19 protein-coding genes are annotated in these 20452 nt (G+C 72.8%); 4 read left to right on the top strand and 15 right to left on the bottom strand.

Annotated features, from left to right (window positions below; translation table 11 throughout):
- Nucleotides 1–31: 31 nt before the first annotated feature.
- The 5 genes from BJP60_RS04045 to BJP60_RS04025 all read right to left on the bottom strand — a co-directional run bounded on the left by BJP60_RS04045 (nucleotide 32) and on the right by BJP60_RS04025 (nucleotide 4615).
- Nucleotides 32–1495 carry an LCP family protein gene (locus tag BJP60_RS04045; protein ID WP_442923396.1) on the bottom strand — a complete coding sequence of 488 codons (1464 nt, stop codon included), beginning with the start codon at nucleotides 1493–1495 and terminating at the stop codon, nucleotides 32–34.
- Between the two features lie 28 nt (nucleotides 1496–1523).
- Nucleotides 1524–1991, bottom strand: a complete 468-nt coding sequence (gene purE / locus BJP60_RS04040) for a 5-(carboxyamino)imidazole ribonucleotide mutase (RefSeq protein ID WP_203138929.1) — start codon at nucleotides 1989–1991, stop codon at nucleotides 1524–1526.
- A gap of 120 nt (nucleotides 1992–2111) precedes the next feature.
- Nucleotides 2112–3230, bottom strand: a complete 1119-nt coding sequence (locus BJP60_RS04035) for a 5-(carboxyamino)imidazole ribonucleotide synthase (protein ID WP_203137739.1) — start codon at nucleotides 3228–3230, stop codon at nucleotides 2112–2114.
- Nucleotides 3231–3275: 45 nt separating this feature from the next.
- Nucleotides 3276–3827 carry a PH domain-containing protein gene (locus BJP60_RS04030; protein WP_203137737.1) on the bottom strand — a complete coding sequence of 184 codons (552 nt, stop codon included), beginning with the start codon at nucleotides 3825–3827 and terminating at the stop codon, nucleotides 3276–3278.
- Nucleotides 3828–3874: 47 nt separating this feature from the next.
- On the bottom strand, nucleotides 3875–4615 hold the full coding sequence (locus BJP60_RS04025) for a biotin--[acetyl-CoA-carboxylase] ligase (RefSeq protein WP_203137736.1): 741 nt from the start codon (nucleotides 4613–4615) through the stop codon (nucleotides 3875–3877).
- A gap of 63 nt (nucleotides 4616–4678) precedes the next feature.
- On the opposite strand from BJP60_RS04025, the gene BJP60_RS04020 reads away from it, so the two are divergent.
- A complete protein-coding gene (locus tag BJP60_RS04020) occupies nucleotides 4679–6364 on the top strand; it encodes an acyl-CoA carboxylase subunit beta (RefSeq protein WP_442923395.1) in 1686 nt (561 codons plus the stop codon).
- Nucleotides 6364–6600, top strand: a complete 237-nt coding sequence (locus BJP60_RS04015) for an acyl-CoA carboxylase subunit epsilon (RefSeq protein ID WP_203137734.1) — start codon at nucleotides 6364–6366, stop codon at nucleotides 6598–6600. Before BJP60_RS04020 ends, BJP60_RS04015 begins: the two co-directional genes overlap by 1 nt.
- A gap of 266 nt (nucleotides 6601–6866) precedes the next feature.
- Here BJP60_RS04015 and BJP60_RS04010 read toward each other — a convergent pair whose 3' ends face one another.
- The 5 genes from BJP60_RS04010 to BJP60_RS03990 are packed head-to-tail and all read right to left on the bottom strand — an operon-like array spanning nucleotide 6867 to nucleotide 11802.
- Complete coding sequence (locus BJP60_RS04010; protein WP_203137733.1) at nucleotides 6867–7916, bottom strand: hypothetical protein; 1050 nt, start codon at nucleotides 7914–7916, stop codon at nucleotides 6867–6869.
- Nucleotides 7913–9154, bottom strand: coding sequence for a sensor histidine kinase (locus BJP60_RS04005; protein WP_238439545.1), 1242 nt, complete (start codon nucleotides 9152–9154; stop codon nucleotides 7913–7915). The genes BJP60_RS04010 and BJP60_RS04005 overlap by 4 nt, the downstream gene beginning before the upstream one ends.
- A gap of 5 nt (nucleotides 9155–9159) precedes the next feature.
- The gene (locus tag BJP60_RS04000) at nucleotides 9160–9807 is read right to left on the bottom strand and encodes a response regulator transcription factor (RefSeq protein ID WP_203137732.1); all 648 of its coding nucleotides are present in this window, start codon (nucleotides 9805–9807) and stop codon (nucleotides 9160–9162) included.
- Nucleotides 9804–10493, bottom strand: a complete 690-nt coding sequence (locus tag BJP60_RS03995; protein WP_203137731.1) for a Pr6Pr family membrane protein — start codon at nucleotides 10491–10493, stop codon at nucleotides 9804–9806. Before BJP60_RS03995 ends, BJP60_RS04000 begins: the two co-directional genes overlap by 4 nt.
- 28 nt (nucleotides 10494–10521) lie before the next feature.
- A complete protein-coding gene (locus tag BJP60_RS03990; RefSeq protein WP_203137730.1) occupies nucleotides 10522–11802 on the bottom strand; it encodes a class I SAM-dependent RNA methyltransferase in 1281 nt (426 codons plus the stop codon).
- A gap of 49 nt (nucleotides 11803–11851) precedes the next feature.
- Here BJP60_RS03990 and BJP60_RS03985 point away from each other — a divergent pair, with 49 nt between their 5' ends.
- Both BJP60_RS03985 and BJP60_RS03980 read left to right on the top strand, forming a co-directional pair.
- Nucleotides 11852–12505, top strand: coding sequence for a Maf family protein (locus BJP60_RS03985; RefSeq protein WP_203137729.1), 654 nt, complete (start codon nucleotides 11852–11854; stop codon nucleotides 12503–12505).
- Nucleotides 12506–12583: 78 nt separating this feature from the next.
- Nucleotides 12584–14350 carry an acetyl/propionyl/methylcrotonyl-CoA carboxylase subunit alpha gene (locus BJP60_RS03980; RefSeq protein ID WP_203137728.1) on the top strand — a complete coding sequence of 589 codons (1767 nt, stop codon included), beginning with the start codon at nucleotides 12584–12586 and terminating at the stop codon, nucleotides 14348–14350.
- Between the two features lie 24 nt (nucleotides 14351–14374).
- Here the strand turns inward: BJP60_RS03980 and BJP60_RS03975 are convergent, their stop codons facing one another.
- From BJP60_RS03975 to BJP60_RS03955, 5 genes are read right to left on the bottom strand one after another with little or no spacing between them, the layout of a single operon-like run.
- The gene (locus BJP60_RS03975; protein ID WP_203137727.1) at nucleotides 14375–15586 is read right to left on the bottom strand and encodes an acyl-CoA dehydrogenase family protein; all 1212 of its coding nucleotides are present in this window, start codon (nucleotides 15584–15586) and stop codon (nucleotides 14375–14377) included.
- Nucleotides 15587–15600: 14 nt separating this feature from the next.
- Nucleotides 15601–16440, bottom strand: a complete 840-nt coding sequence (locus BJP60_RS03970) for an HpcH/HpaI aldolase/citrate lyase family protein (protein WP_203137726.1) — start codon at nucleotides 16438–16440, stop codon at nucleotides 15601–15603.
- Nucleotides 16437–16913: a MaoC family dehydratase gene (locus tag BJP60_RS03965; protein ID WP_203137725.1), complete on the bottom strand. Its 477-nt coding sequence runs from the start codon at nucleotides 16911–16913 to the stop codon at nucleotides 16437–16439. Before BJP60_RS03965 ends, BJP60_RS03970 begins: the two co-directional genes overlap by 4 nt.
- The gene (locus BJP60_RS03960; protein WP_203137724.1) at nucleotides 16910–18829 is read right to left on the bottom strand and encodes an ATP-binding protein; all 1920 of its coding nucleotides are present in this window, start codon (nucleotides 18827–18829) and stop codon (nucleotides 16910–16912) included. Before BJP60_RS03960 ends, BJP60_RS03965 begins: the two co-directional genes overlap by 4 nt.
- 6 nt (nucleotides 18830–18835) lie before the next feature.
- Complete coding sequence (locus BJP60_RS03955; protein ID WP_203137723.1) at nucleotides 18836–20443, bottom strand: carboxyl transferase domain-containing protein; 1608 nt, start codon at nucleotides 20441–20443, stop codon at nucleotides 18836–18838.
- Between the last annotated feature and the right edge of the window lie 9 nt (nucleotides 20444–20452).

The raw sequence follows: 20452 nt of genomic DNA, 5'->3' as shown, positions 1-20452 counted from the left end.
CGAAGCGTAGCCAGCCAGCCTCCGAGGAGTCTCACTGCGTGGGCTCGGGCGTGGGGGTCGGGGGGTGCAGGGTGTCGGCGATCAGCTGACGGATGGCGGGGAAGTCCGGCGCCTCCGGATCGACGAGCGGCGGGATCAGCTCGACGGTCCCGACCGGCTGCTCCTTCGCCTTGAGCCCCAGCTCGACGAAGTAGGACAGCATCGACTGCGGCAGGTCGGTCTCGACGATCGCGGTGCCGGCCTCGGCCACATCCTGGAAGCGCGTGAGGACGGTGGTCGGCGTGAACTGCGCGAGGATCGCCTGCTGCAGCTGACGCTGGCGCTGCATGCGGTCCCAGTCGCTCGTCGTGTAGCGCGAGCGGGCGTACCACTGCGCGGTGTCGCCGTCCATGCGCTGCACGCCGGGCTCGATCCAGCCGATCGCCCACTCCTCGGCGGGCTGTCCCTCGTACGCGGGCCCGCCGCCCTTCGGCAGGCGCTCGGCGACCTCGATCTCGACCCCTCCCAGCGCGTCGATCAGCGCCGCGAAGCCGTGCATGTCGATGAAGACGTAGTACGGGATCTCGATGCCGAGGATGCCCTCAGCCGCGTCCTTCGTCGCCTCGACGCCGGGAGTGGATCCGCGCCCCGCTGCGTCGGGGTAGAGCGCCTCGCCGTCGCGGCACAGCTCGACCTCGGTGCGCAGCTGGTTGATGCCGGAGCTCCAGCCGCACTCGGGGTCGGCGACGCCCTCGTGGCCGTTCGGGTAGAGGTCCTGCATGGGGCCGGGGCTGAACGGGAAGTGCGGCATGTCGCGCGGGATGCCGGTGATCGTCGTGGCCCCGGTGTCGGCGTTGATCGACACGACAGAGATGCTGTCGTAGCGCATGGAGTCGCGTCCCTCGCCGCTGTCGGCGCCGAGCAGCAGGATGTTGTAGTACCCGTCGCTCGGCGGCACGGAGGGGCCGCTCTCACCGAAGATCGACCCGAGCGCGTCGCGCGCGGTGCCGACGGAGCTCGCACCGTACGCCGCGGTGCCGCCCGAGACGACCATGAGCACGATCGCGAGCGCCGCGATGCCGATGCGCGCGCCGCCGCGCGTCCGCACGAGCCGCACCAGACGCATCGTGTCGATGCCGAGGATGATCCACAGGATGCCGTAGCCCGCGATCGCGACCTGCGCCACCGTCAGCAGGATCGGCCCGAACACCGGCGCGAACAGGATGGACGTCACGCCGGGGCGCCAGAGCACGAGACCCAGCACCAGCAGGATCGCGACGACCCACGCCGTGAGGGTCGCGCCGAGGCCGAACCGGCCGAGCCGGCGGCTGCCCGCGAGCACCTGCGCGGATCCCGGGATGAGCCACCCCAGCATCACCAGCCACCAGCCGCGCCGCGTCATGACGTCCGGCGTGCCGTCCGGGTAGCGCAGGGGGCGCTGCTCGATCAGCGCCCGCCCGTTCGGCGACCGCGTGCCGCGGGCGGCCGCGTACGGCCCCGCGCCGACTGCGGTCACAGATCACCCCTGCTGCCGGCCGCCGCGCTCACAGCGAATCCTTCAGACGGGTGTTCTTCTCCTCGACCTGGCGCTCGAGGTCGCGCGCGTAGTCCTCGACGCGGTCGGCGATGCCGGGGTCGCCGGCGCCCAGGATGCGCGCCGCGAGCAGCCCGGCGTTGCGGGCGCCGTTGATCGACACGGTCGCGACGGGGATGCCCGCGGGCATCTGCACGATGGACAGCAGCGAGTCGAGGCCGTCCAGCGTCGCGAGCTGCACCGGGACGCCGATCACCGGAAGCGCCGTCATGGAGGCGAGCATGCCCGGCAGGTGGGCGGCGCCGCCCGCGCCGGCGATGATGGCGCGCAGTCCGCGCCCGCGGGCCTCCCGGGCGTAGCGCATCAGCTTGTCGGGGGTGCGGTGGGCCGAGACCACCTCGACCTCGTGGGGGATCCCGAACTCGGTGAGCGCGCTCGAGGCGTCGGCCATCACGCGCCAGTCGGAGTCGGATCCCATGACCACGCCGATCAGGGGGGTGTCGGAGGAGTGCAGCACGCGTTACAGGCTAGGCGGGGAGCCTGGAGTTTCCCGCATGCGACCCGGACCGGCACCGAAAAGTCGCGGTGCCGGCGACCCTCAGGAGAAGTACTCCGCCGCCGCGCGGGCCTCGTACACGACGTCCTCGAGGTCGTCCCCGACCACGTTCACGTGACCGACCTTGCGGCCCGGCCGAGGGTCCTTGCCGTACGTGTGGATCTTGGCCGTGGCGTGGTCGGTCATCGCCGTCGCGAAGCGGTCGGTCAGCCCGCCGTCCGCGGGGCCGCCCAGGATGTTGACCATCACGGCCCAGTCGGCGAGCGGATCCGTCGCCCCGAGCGGCAGGTCGAGCACGGCGCGCAGGTGCTGCTCGAACTGGCTCGTGACCGCACCGTCCTGCGTCCAGTGCCCGCTGTTGTGCGGGCGCATGGCGAGCTCGTTCACGAGGATGCGCTCGCCCTCCGTCTCGAACAGCTCGACGGCGAGCATGCCCGTCACGCCGAGCCCCTCGGCGATCGTGACGCCCAGTCGGGCGGCCACCTCGAGCAGCTTCTCGCTCGCCCGAGGTGCGGGCGCGATCACCTCGGCGCACACGCCGTCGCGCTGCACGGTCTCGACGACGGGGTACGCGACGACCTCGCCTCCGGCGCGACGGGCCACCTGCTGCGCGAGCTCGCGCGTGAAGGGCACGAGCTCCTCGACGAGCAGCGGGCCGTCCCACGACGCGAACCAGTCGAATGCGTCGCTCGCGTCCGACACGACGCGCACGCCCTTGCCGTCGTATCCGCCGCGCGGGGTCTTCACGACCGCGCGGCCGCCGTGGTCGCCCAGGAACGCGCGCAGCTCGTCCTCGTCGGCGACCGCCGCCCAGTCGGGCTGCGGCGCGCCGAGCTCGGCGAGGCGGCGGCGCATCTCGAGCTTATCCTGCGCGAACCGGAGCGCGTCCGGGCCGGGGTGGACGGGCACCCCCGCCTCGACAAGGGCGCGCAGCACGGGCTGCGGCACGTGCTCGTGGTCGAACGTGATGACGTCGACGTCGCGTGCGAACGCCAGCACCGTGTCGACATCCTTGTAGTCGCCGACCGCCGTCGCCGCGAGCGAGGCCGCCATGCCCTCGCCCTCGGCCAGCACCCGCAGCTCGACTCCGAGTTCGACCGCCGGGGCGATCATCATCCGGGCCAGCTGCCCACCACCGACAACGCCCACGCGCATGCTCATGAGTGCGATTCTCTCAGAGCGGGAGACGTGGCCTCGCGAGAGGAGCTATTCGATGCGCTCCTGCGGCAGGCTCCCCTGCATGTCGCGGTGGGCCAGGATCTGGTTCAGCTCGACCTGGTCGGCGAGGACCTCGCCCACCAGCACCGCGTTCGGCACGTCCTCGAGCACGAGCTGCCCCTCGACGCCGTCGGACAGCGTCAGGGTCCCGGTGCCGCGCATCCGCTGCAGGACGCCGCGACGCGTGGCGACGGTGTACCCCCGCGTGTGCGAGAGCTCGGCGCGGGAGCGCGACAGCAGTCCGCGCCGGCTGATCACCCGACGTGTCGTGATCGTGTAGCTGTGCGACAGCCACGCGAGCACAGGCAGCACGACGCCCAGCAGCACGAGAGCCGCGGCGGCGGCGAGAAGCATCCAGTCCTGGAACGGCGCCGGGAGGTTGCCGAGGAAGAAGCCCACGCACCCCGCGACAGCGATCAGCAGCAGCGCCGACCAGACGAGGCGACCGCCGTGCGGCCGCAGCGACGCGATCATGAGCTCGGGCGCGCGCGTGCCCGGCGGCGGCGTCGCGAGACGCGCGGCGGGGGTCGGCTGGCTCATGCGTCCATTGTGCCCACGGCCCCGGACATGCCGGCGCGGGCGCGCCGTCAGCGCACGTGCACCACGTCGCCTGCGGAGACCGCCGTGCCCGCGACGACCAGGCGCCCCTCCGCGTCGATGTCGCCCGCCACGCCGCGCAGCGCCGAGCCGTCCGGCAGCGACACCGTGACCTCGCGGCCGATCGTGAGGCACAGCGCCCGCACGACGTCGCGCACCGCGTCCGCGTCGGCCACGAGCGCCGTCAGCAGCCGGTCGAGCTCCGCGAGGTAGTCCGCCACGAGCGCGTCCTCATCGCACGTGGCGCCCAGCGCCGAGAACGACGTCGCGGTGGGCACCGGCAGGTCCTCCGCACGCATGGCGGTGTTGATGCCGGAGCCGATCACGACCGCGGCGAGGTCCGCCGTGCCCTCCGCGAGGATGCCGCAGATCTTCCGCCCGTCGACGAGCACGTCGTTCGGCCACTTCAGGCCGGTGTCGTGCCCCGGCAGCTGCGCGCGCACGGCGGCGGCCATCGCGGCGCCCGCGGCGAGCGGGATCCACCCGCGCGCCGCGAGCGGCACATCCGGCACGCGCACGAGCACCGACACGGCGAGCGCGGCGCCCGCCGGCGCCTGCCACACCCTGTCGAGGCGCCCGCGGCCCGCCCGCTGGTCGCGGGTCAGCAGGACGGCGAGGTGCGGCAGGGCAGGATCCGCCTGCGCCGCGGCCACCAGATCCGCATTCGTCGACCCTGTCGCATCGACGTGCCGCCACTGCCCCGCGACAGCGCGGGCCCGCTCGAACTCCATCCCCGAAGCCTATGGCGGGGCGCGGGAACGACCTCGCCGCGCCCCGCACGATCGCAGGGCCGCATGGCGACACGCGACACAGGATCGGCGTGGTCGTTGTGTCCGGACGCCAAGTCGCACGGGAAGGCCGTGGATAGGGTGGAACGCGTGACCGAACCGACTGCGCCCGCCGAGAACATCTCGACCACCGCCGGCAGGATCGCCGACCTCCGCCAGCGCTACACCGAGGCCGTCGTCGACGCCGAGGACCGCGCGCGCGAGAAGCAGCACGCCAAGGGCAAGCTCACGGCGCGCGAGCGCATCGAGCTGCTCGTCGATCCCGGCAGCTTCGTCGAGTTCGACGAGTACGTGCGCCACCGCACCACGGCCTTCGGCATGGACCGCTCGCGCCCCTACGGCGATTCCGTCGTGACGGGCGTGGGCACGATCCACGGCCGCACGGTGGCGGTCTACGCGCAGGACTTCACGACGTTCGGCGGATCGCTCGGCGAGGTCGCGGGCGAGAAGATCGTCAAGATCATGGAGTTCGCCCTGCGCGGCGGCATGCCGATCATCGGCATCCTCGACTCGGGTGGGGCGCGCATCCAGGAGGGCGTCATCGCGCTCGGCAAGTACGGCGAGATCTTCCGCCTGAACACCGCGGCTTCGGGCGTCATCCCGCAGATCTCGATCGTCATGGGCCCCGCGGCCGGCGGCGCGGTGTACTCCCCCGCACTCACCGACTTCGTGATCATGGTCGACAAGACGAGCCAGATGTTCGTGACCGGTCCCGACGTCATCAAGACCGTCACGGGCGAGGACGTCGGCATGGAGGAGCTCGGCGGCGCGCTCACCCACAACACGCGCTCGGGCGTCGCGCACTACCTCGCGCAGGACGAGGACGACGCGCTCGACTACGCCCGGACGCTTTTCGGCTACCTTCCCGACAACAACATGGCCGAGCTGCCGGTCTACGAGACCGAGTTCGAGTGGCAGACGACGGATCCGGACCGCGCGCTCGACACGATCGTGCCGGACTCACCGAATCAGCCGTACGACATCCACGAGGTCATCGCGCACCTCGTCGACCGTGGCGACTTCCTCGAGGTGCAGCCGCTGTTCGCCCCGAACATCGTGATCGGCTTCGGCCGCGTCGAGGGGCGCACGGTCGGCGTGATCGCGAACCAGCCGTCGCAGATGGCCGGCACGCTGAACATCGAGGCGGGCGAGAAGGCGGCGCGCTTCATGCGCTTCTGCGACGCGTTCTCGGTGCCGATCGTGACGCTCGTCGACGTGCCGGGCTACCTGCCCGGCACCGACCAGGAGTGGACGGGCGTCATCCGCCGCGGCGCCAAGCTGCTGTACGCCTACGCGGAGGCCACCGTACCGCTCGTCACCGTGATCCTGCGCAAGGCCTACGGCGGCGCGTACATCGTGATGGGCTCGAAGCAGCTCGGCGCCGACATCAACCTCGCGTGGCCGACGGCCGAGATCGCGGTCATGGGCGGTCAGGGCGCCGTGAACATCCTCTACCGCGGCGAGCTCAAGCGCGCGGAGGAGGCCGGCGAGGACGTCGCGGCCGTGCGGACCCGCCTCGCCAACGAGTACACGTACAACGTCGCGTCGCCGTTCCTGGCGGCGGAGCGCGGTGAGCTCGACGGCATCATCGAGCCCTCCGCCACACGCGTCGCGGTTGCGAAGGCGCTGCGCGCGCTGCGCGGCAAGCGCGCGGAGCTGCCGCCCAAGAAGCACGGGAACATCCCGCTCTGATGACGTCCAGGGATGCCAACGGCGCCGAGGCGGGTCCGCCGCGCGTCGAGATCGTGCGCGGGACCGCGACCGAGGAGGAGCTCGCCGCTCTTCTCGCGGTCGTCGGCGAGGAGTACACTCGCGAGACGGAGGAGGCCGTCGCCGACGAGAGCCGGCCTTCGGCATGGCAGCTCACGCAGCGCCCCCTGCGTCGCCCGCTCCGGCGGGACGTCCCCTGGGGGAGATTCGCCGGCTGACCGGCTCGGAACACGCCTCTTGACCGGGCCGGGAAAATGTCCCCCAAAGTACCTACAGACTATGCACTTGCGTCTGTTCGATACTGGGTGTGGAAACGCTTGAGCGTTGGCCGACCATCCGTCCCAGGGTAGACGGATGAGTTCTCGGCCCATAGCGGACGGTTTTCGGGTAACCGTTCCGCGACCCGGTGGGGGTGGCATCGCCACCCCCACCCTTCTTTTTGTCCGGAGGCGCCGCCGGCGGCACCGACCGACGGCTCCGGTGTCTACGAAGCGGCGGTCGGACGCGGCACCTCGCGCCAGAGCTGCAGGTCGTCCTCCTCCGTGAGGCCCTCGCCTCCGGGCGAGCGTCCGACGATCGTGATCGCGACGTCGGGATCCGGTGCCGCGCGGATGATGATGCGCGCCGCGTCGGTCTGGCGGAGCGTATCGGCGAGTTCGTGCCGCACGCTGTCGAGGTGCTCGGGCGGGAGGTCGTCCAGGCCGCCCTCGTCGAACACGGTCACGGTCGCCCCGCGCAGCCGCGCGGCGGCGATCGCCTCGCGCACGTCGTCGTCCAGGAGGAGCGCCCCGCGCAGCTCGTCGCGCAGCCGGCCCTCTGCCAAACGCGCGGTCGTGCGCTCCTCGTCCGTGAGCTCGCCGTCGGCCGCGATCACGCGGGACAGGATCGGACCCGCCACGGCGAGCGCGTACTGCACCCGGCGGCGACGCTCGAGCCGCCGCACCGCCTGGGTCGCCTGCCACGCGGACGTCGCCTGCTGCAGGGCCGCGAGACGCGCCGTGTCGCGGTAGGCGCGATCCGTGAAGATCATGAGCAGCTGCGCGATCGCGACCCACACGGCCGACCCCACGAGGCCGAGCCCGAGCGCCGGCCCCAGTCCGATGGTGAGGGAGGACTCGACGGCCAGGACGCCGATGCCGATCCACGCGTGGACGGGCCGGTGCCGCGCGCACACGATCGTCAGCACCGCGCCGACCGCGCCGAGATACCAGGTCGCATGCGAGGCGGTGCGCTCGCCGGGCGGGGTGTAGGCCGAGACGAGCAGCGGGATGAGCGCGGTGCCGGCGAGCACCGCGAACGCCGCCCACTGCGGCAGGACGGTGCCCGCGCGTTCGCGAGGCGGACCCGACCCGTCACCCGGCTCCCGCGCCTGCTCCACATAGAGCGCGATGAGCGTGAGCACGAGGTACAGCGACACCGCGACGATCGCGAGGGGCAGATGCGCCACGCCCTCAGGACGCACGAGGCCGCGCACCGCGAAGTACGCGGTGAACGCGAGCGCGATCGTGTCGAAGACGCGACGGACGCTTCTCATGCCTGCTTCTTCCCCGTCCAGGTCAGCGCCACCGTCGTCCCCCGCGCACCGGACTCGATCGTGGCGTCGCCGCCCACGGCCGCCATCCGGGCGAAGATCGACGCCCGGATGCCGAGGCGGTCGGCCGGGATGGAAGCCACGTCGACGCCGGGTCCGGAGTCGGACACCTCCACGCGCACGCCCTCGCCGGCACGGGAGACCGCCACCTGCAGTCCCGCCCCGTCCGCGTGCTGCACCGCGTTCGCGACCGCCTGGGTCGCGGCGAGGACGATCGCGCGCGCGACGCGGCCGGGGACCGCGGGGCGTCCGTCGTCCACGTCCTTCCGCGTGACCTGGAGCGAGACGCCGAGCTCCTCCGCCGAGCGCTCGATCGCGGCCGCGATGCACGCGCGGGCGACGGGCTCGTCACTGCCCTCCGGATCATCCGATTCCGCGTTGGCGAGGCGGGTGAGCGCCTCGCGCGCCATCGAGACCGCGAGCTGCCGCTCGCGCGGGGTGCGTGCGCGCTCTGCGGCGATCAGCGCCGCGAGCACGCTGTCGTGCATGAGCGCGGCGACCGCCACGCGCTCCTGCTCCCCCGCGTCCGCGGATGCGGCGCGCGCGTACGACAGCACGGCCTGCTGCCGGGCCGCGTCCACGCCGCCGGCGAGGCTGCGGAGCACCCACGCCACGGTCACGAACACGAGCCCCTGGATCAGGGCGATGGACACGTCGTAGCCGATGCCCACCCAGTACTCCGGGGCGAATCCGCCGCGCACGAGGCGCACGCCGGCGTAGATGACCGACATCGCGATCGCCCACACGTACTGCCAGCGGAGCGGAAACGCGACCATCGCGCCGACCGTCGCCAGGTTGACGAGGTAGAACGTCCACGGCTGCCCGTGGGGGTCGGGCTGCGTGCCGGCGGTGACGAGCGGCCAGAGCACGAGCGCGATCGGGTACAGGATCGCGAACACGGCCGAGCCGATCCGCGCGCCGCGGCCGATGATGCACAGCAGGGTCATCACGGCGAGGCTCAGGAAGACGGCGCCGTGCAGCACGGCGTGCGGCAGTCCGATGCCGTACAGGTCCCAGGAGGTCACGAAGCCCTGCCCGCCGATCGCGACGCACCCGACCGCCACGACGATCTGGATGATGCGCTCCATGCGGCTGGAGGTGTAGCGACCCGCGGTCTCGACCGTGCGCCCCGCAGGGGGAAGCGTGCCCCAGGCGGCATCGATGACGCTCTGGGTCGCCACGGGGATCAGTCCTCCGCGGAGGAGTCGACGATGCCGTCCTCCATGGCGCGACGCAGCAGGTCCACCTTGGTGGGCGCGGGGCGGCCGACCTCGATGTACTTCATGCGCACCCGCGTGATGTTCTCCTTGGCGGTCGAGTACGCGACGCCCAGGCGGTCGGCGACGATCTTGAGCGGAAGCCCGGCGGCGTAGAGGCGCAGCACCTCGCGCTCGCGCGCCGACAGCTGCGCGTCGGCGAACGCGCGGTCGCCCTCGACGGCGCTCGCCCACTCGACGTTGTTGAGCGGCTCGCCGCGCGCCGCGGTGCGCACCGCGCCCAGCACGTCGTCGAGCGGCGACGCCTTGCTGACCACGCCGACCGCGCCCGCGGCGAGCGCCTCGCGGACCGCGGCGGGCCGATCCGCGACCGAATGGATGATGACGGCCGACGCATCCGCCAGGCTCACGACGTTCTCGGTGACGGTCGTGCCGTCGCCGAGCGTGAGGTCGAGCAGCACGACGTCGGCGGGCGGCGCCCCCGTGCCGGTGCGCCATGCCCGGTACTCGGCGACGCTCGCGCCCGCGAAGACCACCTCCTCGCCGTCGCGCTCGAGTGCGGCGACGAGCCCGAGACGCACGGACTCGTGGTCGTCGATGAGGGCCACGCGGGTCATGGGGAGAGCCTATCGGCGACGGGAAGCGCGGCCCGCGCGGCCGGCACCGTGACGCCGGCGAGTCGCGCCATCGCGCGGTCCCAGCCGATGACCACGGCGCCGATCGCCGCGACCGCGACGATCATCGGCAGCAGCGACACGAGCACCCCGAACCAGTCGTCACCGCGCGGCTGCATGAAGGGGTACGGGATGCGGTTCGCCACGCTGGGGAAGGCGATGGCCCGCACGATCGTGAGCAGGCCGTAGGCGAGCGGGAAGACGGGCCACCAGACGAGGTCGCGCCAGGTGGTGCGTCCGCGCGGACCGAACGCGAGCCAGTCGATCAGCATGCCGACGGGCATCACGTAGTGCGCGATCAGGAGCGCGATTCCGCTGAGCGCCTGCGCGGGATCCGGGTCGAAGACCCTGTCGAACGGGTTCGCCCAGTTCTCGAGCATGACGTGGGCGATCACGCAGATGAAGAGCATCCACGTCACGATCGCGCCGCGCAGCCGGGGCGCGGGAAGGTCGGGGGAACGGCGCACCCACATCGTCCACATGCCGACCACGAGGTAGCCGAGCAGGATCGCGTTGGTGATCGTCGTGAGGTACGACACGGAGTGCGATCCGACCATGAACCCGTACACGGAGCACAGGATCAGCAGGCCGCGGAACCAGAACTGAGGGGCCGCCAGGAGTCGTCTCACGGAGCGATGATAGTGGCGGTTCTCGCACTCAGCGGGTCAGGACGGCGACCGCTTCCACGTGATGGGAGTGGGGGAACAGATCGTATGCCTGAATACCGCTCAGCTCGTAGCCGGCGGCGCGGAAATACCCCACGTCGCGCGCGAGCGCCACCGGGTCGCACGCCACGTACGCGACCCGCGAGGACCCGAGATCCGCGATGGCCTCGACCACCTCGCGGCCGGCGCCCGAGCGGGGCGGATCGAGCAGCGTCACGCCACGCGTCAGCATCTCGCGGTCGAACAGGCTCGCCTGGCTGGAGACCCGGGACAGGAAGCGATCGACGCGGGCGGTGACGGCCTCCGCGCCGAACTCCTCCAGGTTGCGCTCGGCATGCGCGGTCGCGCGGGGCTCCGACTCGACGGTCGTGAGGCGCGCATGACCGGCGAGGTCGCCGAGCGCGGCCGCGAACAGGCCCACGCCGCCGTACAGGTCCAGGTGCCAGGCGTCGCTCGACAGCTCTCCCAGGGCGTCGCGCACGGCCCGGTCGAGGGTCGCCGCGGCGGCGCGGTGCACCTGCCAGAAGCCGCCCGCGTCGACCTGGAACTCGCGGTCGCCGACGCGCTCGATCACGGTCTCGGGCTCGGCGCGCTCGGGCTTGGGCGCGAAGCGGCGGCGACGGTCGCCCGTGCGGGCGGGGCGGCGGATCGAGCGCACGCGTCCGTCGGCGGGCTGGACGAGGTCGATCCGCCCCTCGGGCGCGCTGCGCAGCGCGAGCGCGACCTCCTCGATCTCGGGCGTCGCGAGCGGATGCGCCTCGACGGGGATGACCGTGTGGCTGCGCGCGGCGAACGGGCCGATGCGTCCGTCGCCGTCCACGTGCAGGCTCACGCGCGTGCGGTAGTGCGAGCCGTCCTCCGCGTCGCGGACGACGGGATGGTCGGCGCCCAGCACGTCCTCCGGACCGCGCACCGCGACGTCGATGGACGTGCCGGCGAACTTGTCGAAGGCCTCGCGCAGCACCTGCGCCTTGAGCGCCCGCTGCCGCGTCAGCGTGATGTGCCCGAAGTCCGCGCCCCCCGGCCGCGCCTCGGGGGCGACCGAGATGTCGGCCTGTGCCCACACGTGCGCCCGGCGGTCCGGCGACGCGTCGAGCACCTCGAGCGCCTCCGCGCGCGCGAACGACTTCTTCACGTCCGTGATCCGGGCGCGGATGCGCTCCCCGGGCAGGGCGTCGGGCACGAAGACCACGAGACCCTCCTGACGCGCGACGAACACGCCGCCGTGCGCCACGCCGGTCACGTCGAGGTCGACCACATCACCGCTCTGCATCCCGCCATCCTCTCAAAGGCGCCTGACCGGACGCCGTACCGTTGTCCCCATGCCGCAGGTCTGCCTCGCCTCCACCTCCCCCGCCCGCCTCATGCTGCTGCGCCAGGCCGGGATCGAACCGGTCACCCTCGCCCCCGCCGTGGACGAGGAGGCCGTGATCGCCGAGACCGAGGCCCGCGAGGGGCGCATCCTCCCGCCCGCCGAGCACGTCCTGCTGCTCGCCCGGCGGAAGGCGGCGGATGTCGCGGCGCGCGTGCGCGCGGAGCACGTGGGCTTCGAGGGGATCGTGATCGGCGGCGACTCAATGTTCGCGCTGGACGGCACGGTCTACGGCAAGCCCTACACCGCCGAGGCCGCGACGGAGCGCTGGCACGGCATGCGGGGACGGACCGGCGTGCTGCACTCGGGGCACAGCGTGTTCCGCGTGCGGGCGGACGGCGACCCGGTCGAGGCGCACGCGGTCGCCGAGGCGGCCGTGACGTTCGCCGCGGATGTCGCCGACGACGAGATCGCGGCCTACGTCGCGACCGGCGAGCCGCTGCACGTCGCGGGCGCCTTCACGGTCGACAGCCTCGGCGGCGCGTTCATCGAGCGCGTCGAGGGCGACCCGTCCACCGTGGTGGGCATGTCGCTGTCCACCGTGCGCCGGCTCGTGCGCGAGCTCGGCGTCTCCTGGCCTGCGCTGTGGAACCGGCAGTCGTAGACCAACCGACACGTTCGGCGGGTTTTCTTGTCGGACGGGCTCAAAGACCCACGGGCGCCCGTCGGTAGGCTCGAATCCATGCCTGCCATCGCCAAGGTGCTCATCGCGAACCGCGGCGAGATCGCCGTACGCATCGTCCGCGCGGCGCGCGACTCCGGGATCTCGTCCGTCGCCGTCTACGCCGACCCCGACCGTGACGCGTTGCACGCACGCCTCGCCGACGAGGCCTACGCGCTCGACGGCGCGACGAGCGCCGACACGTACCTGCAGATCGACAAGATCCTCTCCGTCGCGCGCCGCTCGGGTGCCGACGCCGTGCACCCCGGCTACGGCTTCCTCGCCGAGAACGCCGACTTCGCGCGTGCGGTCATCGGGGCGGGCCTGACCTGGATCGGCCCGTCCCCCGAGGCGATCGAGGCGCTCGGCGACAAGGTCACCGCGCGTCACGTCGCCGAGAAGGTGGGCGCTCCCCTGGCCCCCGGCACGCCGGGCCCCGTCGACACGGCCGACGAGGTCGTCGCGTTCGCGCGCGAGGTCGGCCTGCCGATCGCCATCAAGGCGGCATACGGCGGCGGCGGACGCGGCCTGAAGGTCGCGCGCACGCTCGAGGAGGTCCCCGAGCAGTTCGAGTCGGCCACGCGCGAGGCCATCGCGGCGTTCGGCCGCGGCGAGTGCTTCGTCGAGAAGTACCTCGACAAGCCGCGCCACGTCGAGACGCAGTGCCTCGCGGACGCCGAGGGCAACGTCGTCGTGATCTCGACCCGCGACTGCTCGCTGCAGCGCCGCCACCAGAAGCTCGTGGAGGAGGCGCCCGCGCCGTTCCTGACCGACGAGCAGAACGCGACGCTGTACGAGGCGTCGAAGGCCATCCTGCGCGAGGTCGGCTACACCGGCGCCGGCACGTGCGAGTTCCTGATCGGCGCGGACGGCACCATCTCCTTCCTCGAGGTGAACACCCGCCTGCAGGTCGAGCACCCCGTGTCCGAGGAGGTCACGGGCATCGACCTCGTGCGCGAGCAGTTCCGCATCGCGGCGGGCGGCACGCTCGACTACGACGACCCCGCCCCCGTCGGCCACTCGATCGAGTTCCGGATCAACGGCGAGGACCCCGGTCGCGGCTTCCTGCCGCAGCCCGGTCCCATTCACGTCTTCAAGACGTTCGGCGGCCCGGGCATCCGGCTGGACTCGGGCGTGACCGCGGGCGACGTCGTGGGCGGCGCGTTCGACTCGCTGCTGGCGAAGATCATCGTCACCGGCCGCGACCGCGCCGAGGCGCTCGAGCGCTCGCGCCGCGCGCTCGACGAGTTCGAGGTCGCGGGTCTGCCGACCGTCCTGCCGTTCCACCGCAAGGTCGTGCGCGACCCCGCCTTCACGGCCGAGGACGGCACGTTCGGCGTCTACACGCGCTGGATCGAGACCGAGTTCGTCAACGACATCCCGGCGTGGGACGGCGAGCTCGAGGCGCCGCGGGCGGCCGAGAGCCGTCATACGGTGGTCGTCGAGGTGGCGGGCAAGCGCCTCGAGGTGTCGCTGCCCGACCGGATCGCGCAGGCGCCCGGCACCGCCGGTCGCCCCGCGATCGTGCCGCCGTCGCGCCGCAGCCACTCGACCGCCGTGTCGAGCGGCGCGTCCGGCGACGCCGTGAAGTCCCCCATGCAGGCGACCGTCGTGAAGGTCGCCGTCGAGGAGGGCCAGACGGTCGTCAAGGGCGACCTCGTGGTCGTGCTCGAGGCGATGAAGATGGAGCAGCCGCTGCAGGCGCACAAGGACGGCGTGGTCGCCCGGATCGACGCCACCCCCGGCACCACGGTGCCGGCCGGCCACCAGCTCCTGCAGATCGCGTAGACCTGCAGGAGCGGCGGCCGGGGCTCAGGAGAACGCGTTCGCGAAGCCGAGGCTGCGGGCGATGATGCCGAGCTGGACCTCCGTCGATCCCTCGCCGATCGTGAGGATGCGCGCGTCGCGGTAGTGCCGCGCGACGGGGTTCTCATTCATGAAGCCCCAGCCCCCGCAGATCTGCGTCGCGTCGGCCGCGTTGGCCATCGCGGCCTCCGATCCGATCAGCTTGGCGAGCGACGCCTCGGTTGTGAAGGGCAGGCGGGCGTCGATGCGCCGCGCGGCGTCGTGCATCACGGCGCGCGCGGCGGCGACGCGGGCCTGCATGCGCGCGATCGTGAACGAGATGTGCTGGTTCTCGCCGATCGGCTTGCCGAACACCACGCGCTTCCTGGCGTGCAGCACGGCCTGCTCGAGGCACCCCTGTGCGGCGCCGACGCACAGGGCGGCGAACGCCACGCGCCCCTCGTCGAGGATCGACAGGAAGTTGGCGAAGCCGCGCCCGCGCTCGCCGAGCAGGTTCTCCTCGGGCACCCGGACGCCGTCGAACACCAGCGGATGCGTGTCGGACGTGTGCCATCCGACCTTGTCGTAGGACGGAAGCGCCGTGAAGCCGGGCGTCGGCACCGGGACGATGATCGAGGAGAGCTCGGGCCGGCGGGAGCCGTCCGCGCCCTGCCGCTGCCCGGTCACGGCCGTCACCGTCACCACGCTCGTGATGGGGGTGCCGGAGTTGGTGATGTACTGCTTGGTCCCGTCGATCGTCCACCAGCCGTCCTGCAGCGTCGCCGTGGTCTTCGTCGCGCCGGCGTCCGACCCCGCCTCCGCCTCCGTGAGGCCGAACGCGGCGAGGTTCTCACCGCGGGCAAGGGGCGGCAGATAGTCGCGACGCTGCTGCTCCGTGCCGAAGCGGTAGATCGGCATCGCGCCGAGCCCCAGTCCCGCCTCGAGCGTGACGGCGATGGACTGGTCCACGCGTGCGAGCTGCTCGACCGCGATGCAGAGGTGCAGGTAGGTCTTCCCCTGTCCCTCGTACTGCTCCGGAAGCGGCAGTCCGAACAGCCCCATCCGGCCCATCTCGTGGATGATCTCGAGGGGCAGGCGTCGCTCGGTGTCGTACTGATAGGCGGCCGGTGCCACGACGTCGTCCGCGAACTCGCGCACGCGGTGCGCGAGGTCCTGCAGCTCGGGCTCGAGCATCTCGGTGCCGGGGACGGGCGTGCGGGTGGGCGTGATGATCGACATCGTCGTCTTTCCTTTCACGGTGCGGGGCTCGTGGCTCCGCTGCGGTCGCGCGCGAGGATGCCGCGCGCGTGTCGGAGGACCGGCTCGTCGACCATGCGGCCGTCGAAACGGAAGACGCCGCGGCCCTCGGCCGCGGCGAGGCGGGCCGCGTCCAGGACATCGCGCGCCCACGCGAGCTCGTCGCCGGATGGCGCGAACGCGTCGCGGATGGGGGCGACGTGCGAGGGATGGATGGCGGCCTTCGCCGCGAAGCCGCTCGCCGCGGCGTCCTCCGCCTCGGCGCGACAGCCCTCGAGGTCGGGGATGTCGAGGTGCACGGCGTCGATGGCCGACTTCCCGGCCGCCGCCGCGGCGAGCAGCACGGTCGAGCGGGCGTGCAGCGCGACGGCACGGTAGCCTCCCGTCGCGTCCCGGCTGGACGTCCCGCCGAGGGAGGCGACGAGGTCCTCGGCTCCCCACATCAGGGCGACGACGCGCGGATGGGCGGAGATGGCCGCGGCGTTCACGACGCCCCGCGCCGTCTCGCACAGCGCCACGACGTCGAGGTCGCCCATCGCGTCGAGCTCGGCGGCGTCCTCGGTCTTCGCGAGCATGACCGCGCGGTAGGGCGAGCGCCGAACGGCCGCGAGGTCGTCGGCGAGCAGGCCGGAGCGCGCGTCGTTCACACGCACGACGGTGCGGTCCGGGTCGAGACGTGCCTCGGCGACCGCCTCGCGCGCCGCCTGCTTACCCTCCGGCGCGACGGCGTCCTCGAGGTCGAGGATCACGGCGTCGGCGCGCTCGGCCGCCTTGGCGAATCGGTCGGGCCGGTCGCCCGGACAGAACAGGATGGCCGGTCCCATGCCGAACGTCATGCCGGCCTCCCCTGCATGAGCACGGCGCGGACGGCGCGCGCGACCACGACGTCGTCCTGGTTCCGGCCGATGTGCTCGAGCGTCACGACCCCCTGCCCCGGCCGCGAGCGGGAGGCGCGCGTGTCGACGACCCGCGACTCGCCGTACAGCGTGTCGCCGTGTCGCATCGGCGCGGGGAACTCGACGAGCGAGAAGCCGAGGTTGGCGACGATCGTGCCGTTCGTGAGCTGCCCCGTGGACATGCCCACGATGGTGGCGAGCGTGAGCATCGAGTTCACCAGGCGCTCGCCGAACTCGGTCTGGGCCGCCCAGTGCGCATCGAGGTGCAGCGCCTGCGAGTTCATCGTCATGGTGGTGAACAGCACGTCGTCGGCCTCGGTGATCGTTCGCCCCGGCCGGTGCTCGTAGACGACCCCGGGCTCGAACTCGTCGAACCACAGCCCGCGCTGCCGGATGCGCCGCTCCTCGCTCATGCGTTTCCCCCCCTGGCCGCCACCGTGGCGAGCTCCTGCCCGCGCGCGACGCCCTCGCCCACCGCGACCGCGATGCGCACGAGGCCCGCGGCGGGCGCCCGCAGCACGTGCTCCATCTTCATCGCCTCGACGCTCACGACCGCCGCCCCCTCCTCGATCTCCGAACCGTCGGACGCGTGCACCGCCACGACCGTTCCGGGCATGGGCGACACGAGCCCCGGCGCCGTCCGCCGCCGCTCCCGGCGCGCCGATGCGGGGCCCGCGATGCGGTGATCTCCGTCCCGCCCGAGCACCCACAGGGCACCGCCGTCCGGCTCGGCGAGCACCTCGACCCCCGCGACGTCGGAGAGGCGGACGTGCCGCACCTCGCCGCCGCGTTCGACGGTCGCGGTGCGACCGTCCGCGTCGAGGCGGACGGTCGCGACGACGTCCGCATCCGGATCCGCGTAGCGCAGGACGGCGCCCCGCGCGCCGGACAGGCGCCATCCGTCGGGGCGCCAGGCTCCCGTGACGGCGGGCACGTCGCGCAGCGCACAGGCGGTGAAGGCCGCGTCGGGCGTGGGAGCCGCCGCGAGCGCCGGTGCCTCGCGGTCGACGAGACCGGTGTCGAGGGAGCCGTCCACGACGCCGGGCACGAACAGGAGGCGGCGCAGGAACCCGACGTTCGTCACGACGCCGGGCAGGTGCGTGTCGGCGAGCGCGCACCGCAGCGCCGTCACGGCCGCGTCGCGCGTGGGGGCGTGCGCGATCACCTTCGCCAGCATGGGGTCGTAGTGGGAGGTGACGACCGTGCCGGCCTCGACGCCCGCGTCGACCCGCACATCGCGCGGCCACCGCACGGCGATCAGGCGCCCTCCCGTCGGCAGGAAGCCCGCTGCCGGGTCCTCCGCGTAGATCCGCGCCTCGATCGCATGGCCGTCGAGCCGGACGTCGTCCTGCGCGAACGCGAGCGGCTCACCCGCCGCGACGCGCAGCTGCTGCTCGACGAGGTCGATCCCCGTGACGAGCTCCGTCACCGGGTGCTCGACCTGCAGGCGCGTGTTCATCTCCATGAAGAACGGCTCGTCCGGGCGCGAGCCCGACACGATGAACTCCACGGTGCCGGCTCCCGTGTAGCCGACGGCGCGCGCCGTCTCGCACGCCGCCTCGCCGATCGCCGCGCGCTGCGCGGGCGTCAGGAGGGGGCTCGGCGCCTCCTCGATCACCTTCTGATGCCGCCGCTGCAGCGAGCACTCGCGCTCGCCGAGATGGACGACCCGGCCGTGCGCGTCCGCGAGCACCTGCACCTCGATGTGCCGGGGTTCCGCGACGAACCGCTCGACGAACAGCGTGTCGTCCCCGAACGCCGCGGCGGCCTCGCGTCGCGCCTGCGCGAGCGCGTCCGCCAGCCCCTCGGGACGGTCGACGCGGTGCATGCCCTTGCCGCCGCCGCCCGCGGACGGCTTGATCAGCACGGGATAGCCGACATCCGCCGCGCCCGCGATGAGCGCGGCGTCGTCGAGCCCGGCGCGGGCGATGCCCGGCACGGTCGCGACGCCGCGTGCCTCCACCGCCGCCCGCGCGCGGATCTTGTCGCCCATGGTCTCGATCGCCGAGGCCGGCGGTCCGATGAAGACCAGTCCCGCGCCGGCGCATGCGCGGGCGAAGGCGGCGTTCTCGGAGAGGAATCCGTAACCAGGATGGACCGCCTCCGCGCCCACGGCGAGCGCCGCCGCGATCACGGCCCCGCCGTCGAGGTACGAGCGGCGCGCGTCGGCCGGACCGATGCGGACGGCCGTTGTGGCGGCGCGGACATGCGGCGCGTCGGCGTCGGCGTCGGAGAAGACCGCGACGGACGCGATCCCCATCCGCTCGAGCGTGCGGATGATGCGGAGCGCGATCTCCCCGCGATTCGCGATCAGAACCCTGTCGAACATCGCCCCTCACATCCGGAACACGCCGTAGCGGATGTCCGGCAGCGGTGCCTGACCGGCGACGTCGAGCGCCAGTCCCAGCACGCGGCGGGTGTCCGCGGGGTCGATGACGCCGTCGTCCCACAGACGCGCGGTCGAGTAGTAGGGCGATCCCTGCCGCTCGTACCGGTCGCGGATCGGCGCCTCGAACGCGGCCTGCTCGTCCTGTGCCCACTGCCGGCCTTCGGCCTCGATCTGCTCGCGCTTGACGGTCGCCAGGACGCTTGCGGCCTGCGGGCCCCCCATCACGGACACGCGCGCGTTCGGCCACAGCCAGAGGAAGCGCGGATCGTACGCGCGTCCGCACATCGAGTACGTGCCGGCCCCGAACGAGCCGCCCACGACGACCGTGAGCTTCGGCACCCGCGCGCAGGACACCGCCGTCACCATCTTCGCGCCGTGCTTCGCGATGCCGCCGCGCTCGTACTCGGCGCCCACCATGAAGCCCGTGATGTTCTGCAGGAACACGAGCGGCACCCCGCGCTGGTCGCACAGCTCGATGAAGTGCGCGCCCTTCTGCGCGCTCTCCGAGAACAGCACGCCGTTGTTGGCGACGATGCCGACCGGATGCCCGTGGATGCGCGCGAAGCCCGTCACGAGCGTCGTGCCGAATCCCGCCTTGAACTCGTGGAAGGCGCTGCCGTCGACCAGGCGGGCGATGATCTCGCGCACGTCGTACGGCGTCTGCAGATCGGCCGGGACGACCGCGCCGAGGGTCGCGGGGTCGACGAGCGGCTCCTGCGTCGGCGCGACCTCCCACGGGGGCGCGGGGCTGGGCGGCAGCGTCGCGACGATGTCGCGCACGATGCCGAGCGCGTGCTCGTCCGAGCCGGCGAGGTGGTCTGCGACTCCCGACACCGTCGTGTGCAGCTCGCCGCCGCCGAGATCCTCCGCCGTGACGACCTCCCCCGTGGCGGCCTTCACGAGCGGCGGGCCGCCCAGGAAGATCGTCCCCTGCTCGGCCACGATCACGGTCTCGTCGCTCATGGCGGGCACGTACGCGCCGCCGGCGGTCGATGATCCCATCACGCAAGCGATCTGCGGGATGCCCTCGGCGCTCATCGTCGCCTGGTTGTAGAAGATGCGGCCGAAGTGCTCGCGATCGGGGAACACCTCGTCCTGCAGCGGCAGGAAGGCGCCTCCGGAGTCGACGAGGCTGATGCACGGCAGCCGGTTCTCGCGCGCGACCTGCTGCGCGCGCAGGTGCTTCTTGACCGTCAGCGGGTAGTACGTCCCGCCCTTGACGGTCGCGTCGTTCGCGATCACCATGCAGCGGCGGCCCTCGACGAGCCCGATGCCCGTGATGATGCCGGCCGCGGGCGCCTCGTCGTCGTACATGCCGTTCCCGGCGAGCGGCGACAGCTCGAGGAACGGGCTGCCGGGATCGAGGAGCCGATCGACGCGCTCACGCGGCAGCAGCTTGCCGCGGGCGGTGTGCCGTTCCCTCGCGCGCGGCGGCCCGCCGAGGGCCGTTGCCTGCAGCCGGTCGCGCAGCTCGCCGACGAGCGCCGCCATCGCCTCGGCCCGAGCCGTCCCCTCCGCGCTCCCCGCATCGACCGCCGTCGTCAGCCGCTCCATCGCCGCCCT

Source organism: Microbacterium sp. JZ31 (genome assembly GCF_016805985.1).
GTDB lineage: Bacteria > Actinomycetota > Actinomycetes > Actinomycetales > Microbacteriaceae > Microbacterium.
The sequence above is the reverse complement of the archived record's forward strand: the minus strand, read 5'-3'. Positions and strand labels throughout refer to the sequence as shown.

Excerpts from the sequence above, each read along its gene's own strand:
- purE (WP_203138929.1), bottom strand. The coding sequence starts at position 1,991 with ATGGGATCCGACTCCGACTGGCGCGTGATGGCCGACGCCTCGAGCGCG.
- BJP60_RS04035 (WP_203137739.1), bottom strand. The coding sequence starts at position 3,230 with ATGAGCATGCGCGTGGGCGTTGTCGGTGGTGGGCAGCTGGCCCGGATG.
- BJP60_RS04030 (WP_203137737.1), bottom strand. The coding sequence starts at position 3,827 with ATGAGCCAGCCGACCCCCGCCGCGCGTCTCGCGACGCCGCCGCCGGGC.
- BJP60_RS04025 (WP_203137736.1), bottom strand. The coding sequence starts at position 4,615 with ATGGAGTTCGAGCGGGCCCGCGCTGTCGCGGGGCAGTGGCGGCACGTC.
- BJP60_RS04020 (WP_442923395.1), top strand. The coding sequence starts at position 4,679 with ATGGCGACACGCGACACAGGATCGGCGTGGTCGTTGTGTCCGGACGCC.
- BJP60_RS04015 (WP_203137734.1), top strand. The coding sequence starts at position 6,364 with ATGACGTCCAGGGATGCCAACGGCGCCGAGGCGGGTCCGCCGCGCGTC.
- BJP60_RS04010 (WP_203137733.1), bottom strand. The coding sequence starts at position 7,916 with ATGAGAAGCGTCCGTCGCGTCTTCGACACGATCGCGCTCGCGTTCACC.
- BJP60_RS04000 (WP_203137732.1), bottom strand. The coding sequence starts at position 9,807 with ATGACCCGCGTGGCCCTCATCGACGACCACGAGTCCGTGCGTCTCGGG.
- BJP60_RS03990 (WP_203137730.1), bottom strand. The coding sequence starts at position 11,802 with ATGCAGAGCGGTGATGTGGTCGACCTCGACGTGACCGGCGTGGCGCAC.
- BJP60_RS03985 (WP_203137729.1), top strand. The coding sequence starts at position 11,852 with ATGCCGCAGGTCTGCCTCGCCTCCACCTCCCCCGCCCGCCTCATGCTG.
- BJP60_RS03980 (WP_203137728.1), top strand. The coding sequence starts at position 12,584 with ATGCCTGCCATCGCCAAGGTGCTCATCGCGAACCGCGGCGAGATCGCC.
- BJP60_RS03975 (WP_203137727.1), bottom strand. The coding sequence starts at position 15,586 with ATGTCGATCATCACGCCCACCCGCACGCCCGTCCCCGGCACCGAGATG.
- BJP60_RS03970 (WP_203137726.1), bottom strand. The coding sequence starts at position 16,440 with ATGACGTTCGGCATGGGACCGGCCATCCTGTTCTGTCCGGGCGACCGG.
- BJP60_RS03965 (WP_203137725.1), bottom strand. The coding sequence starts at position 16,913 with ATGAGCGAGGAGCGGCGCATCCGGCAGCGCGGGCTGTGGTTCGACGAG.
- BJP60_RS03960 (WP_203137724.1), bottom strand. The coding sequence starts at position 18,829 with ATGTTCGACAGGGTTCTGATCGCGAATCGCGGGGAGATCGCGCTCCGC.
- BJP60_RS03955 (WP_203137723.1), bottom strand. The coding sequence starts at position 20,443 with ATGGAGCGGCTGACGACGGCGGTCGATGCGGGGAGCGCGGAGGGGACG.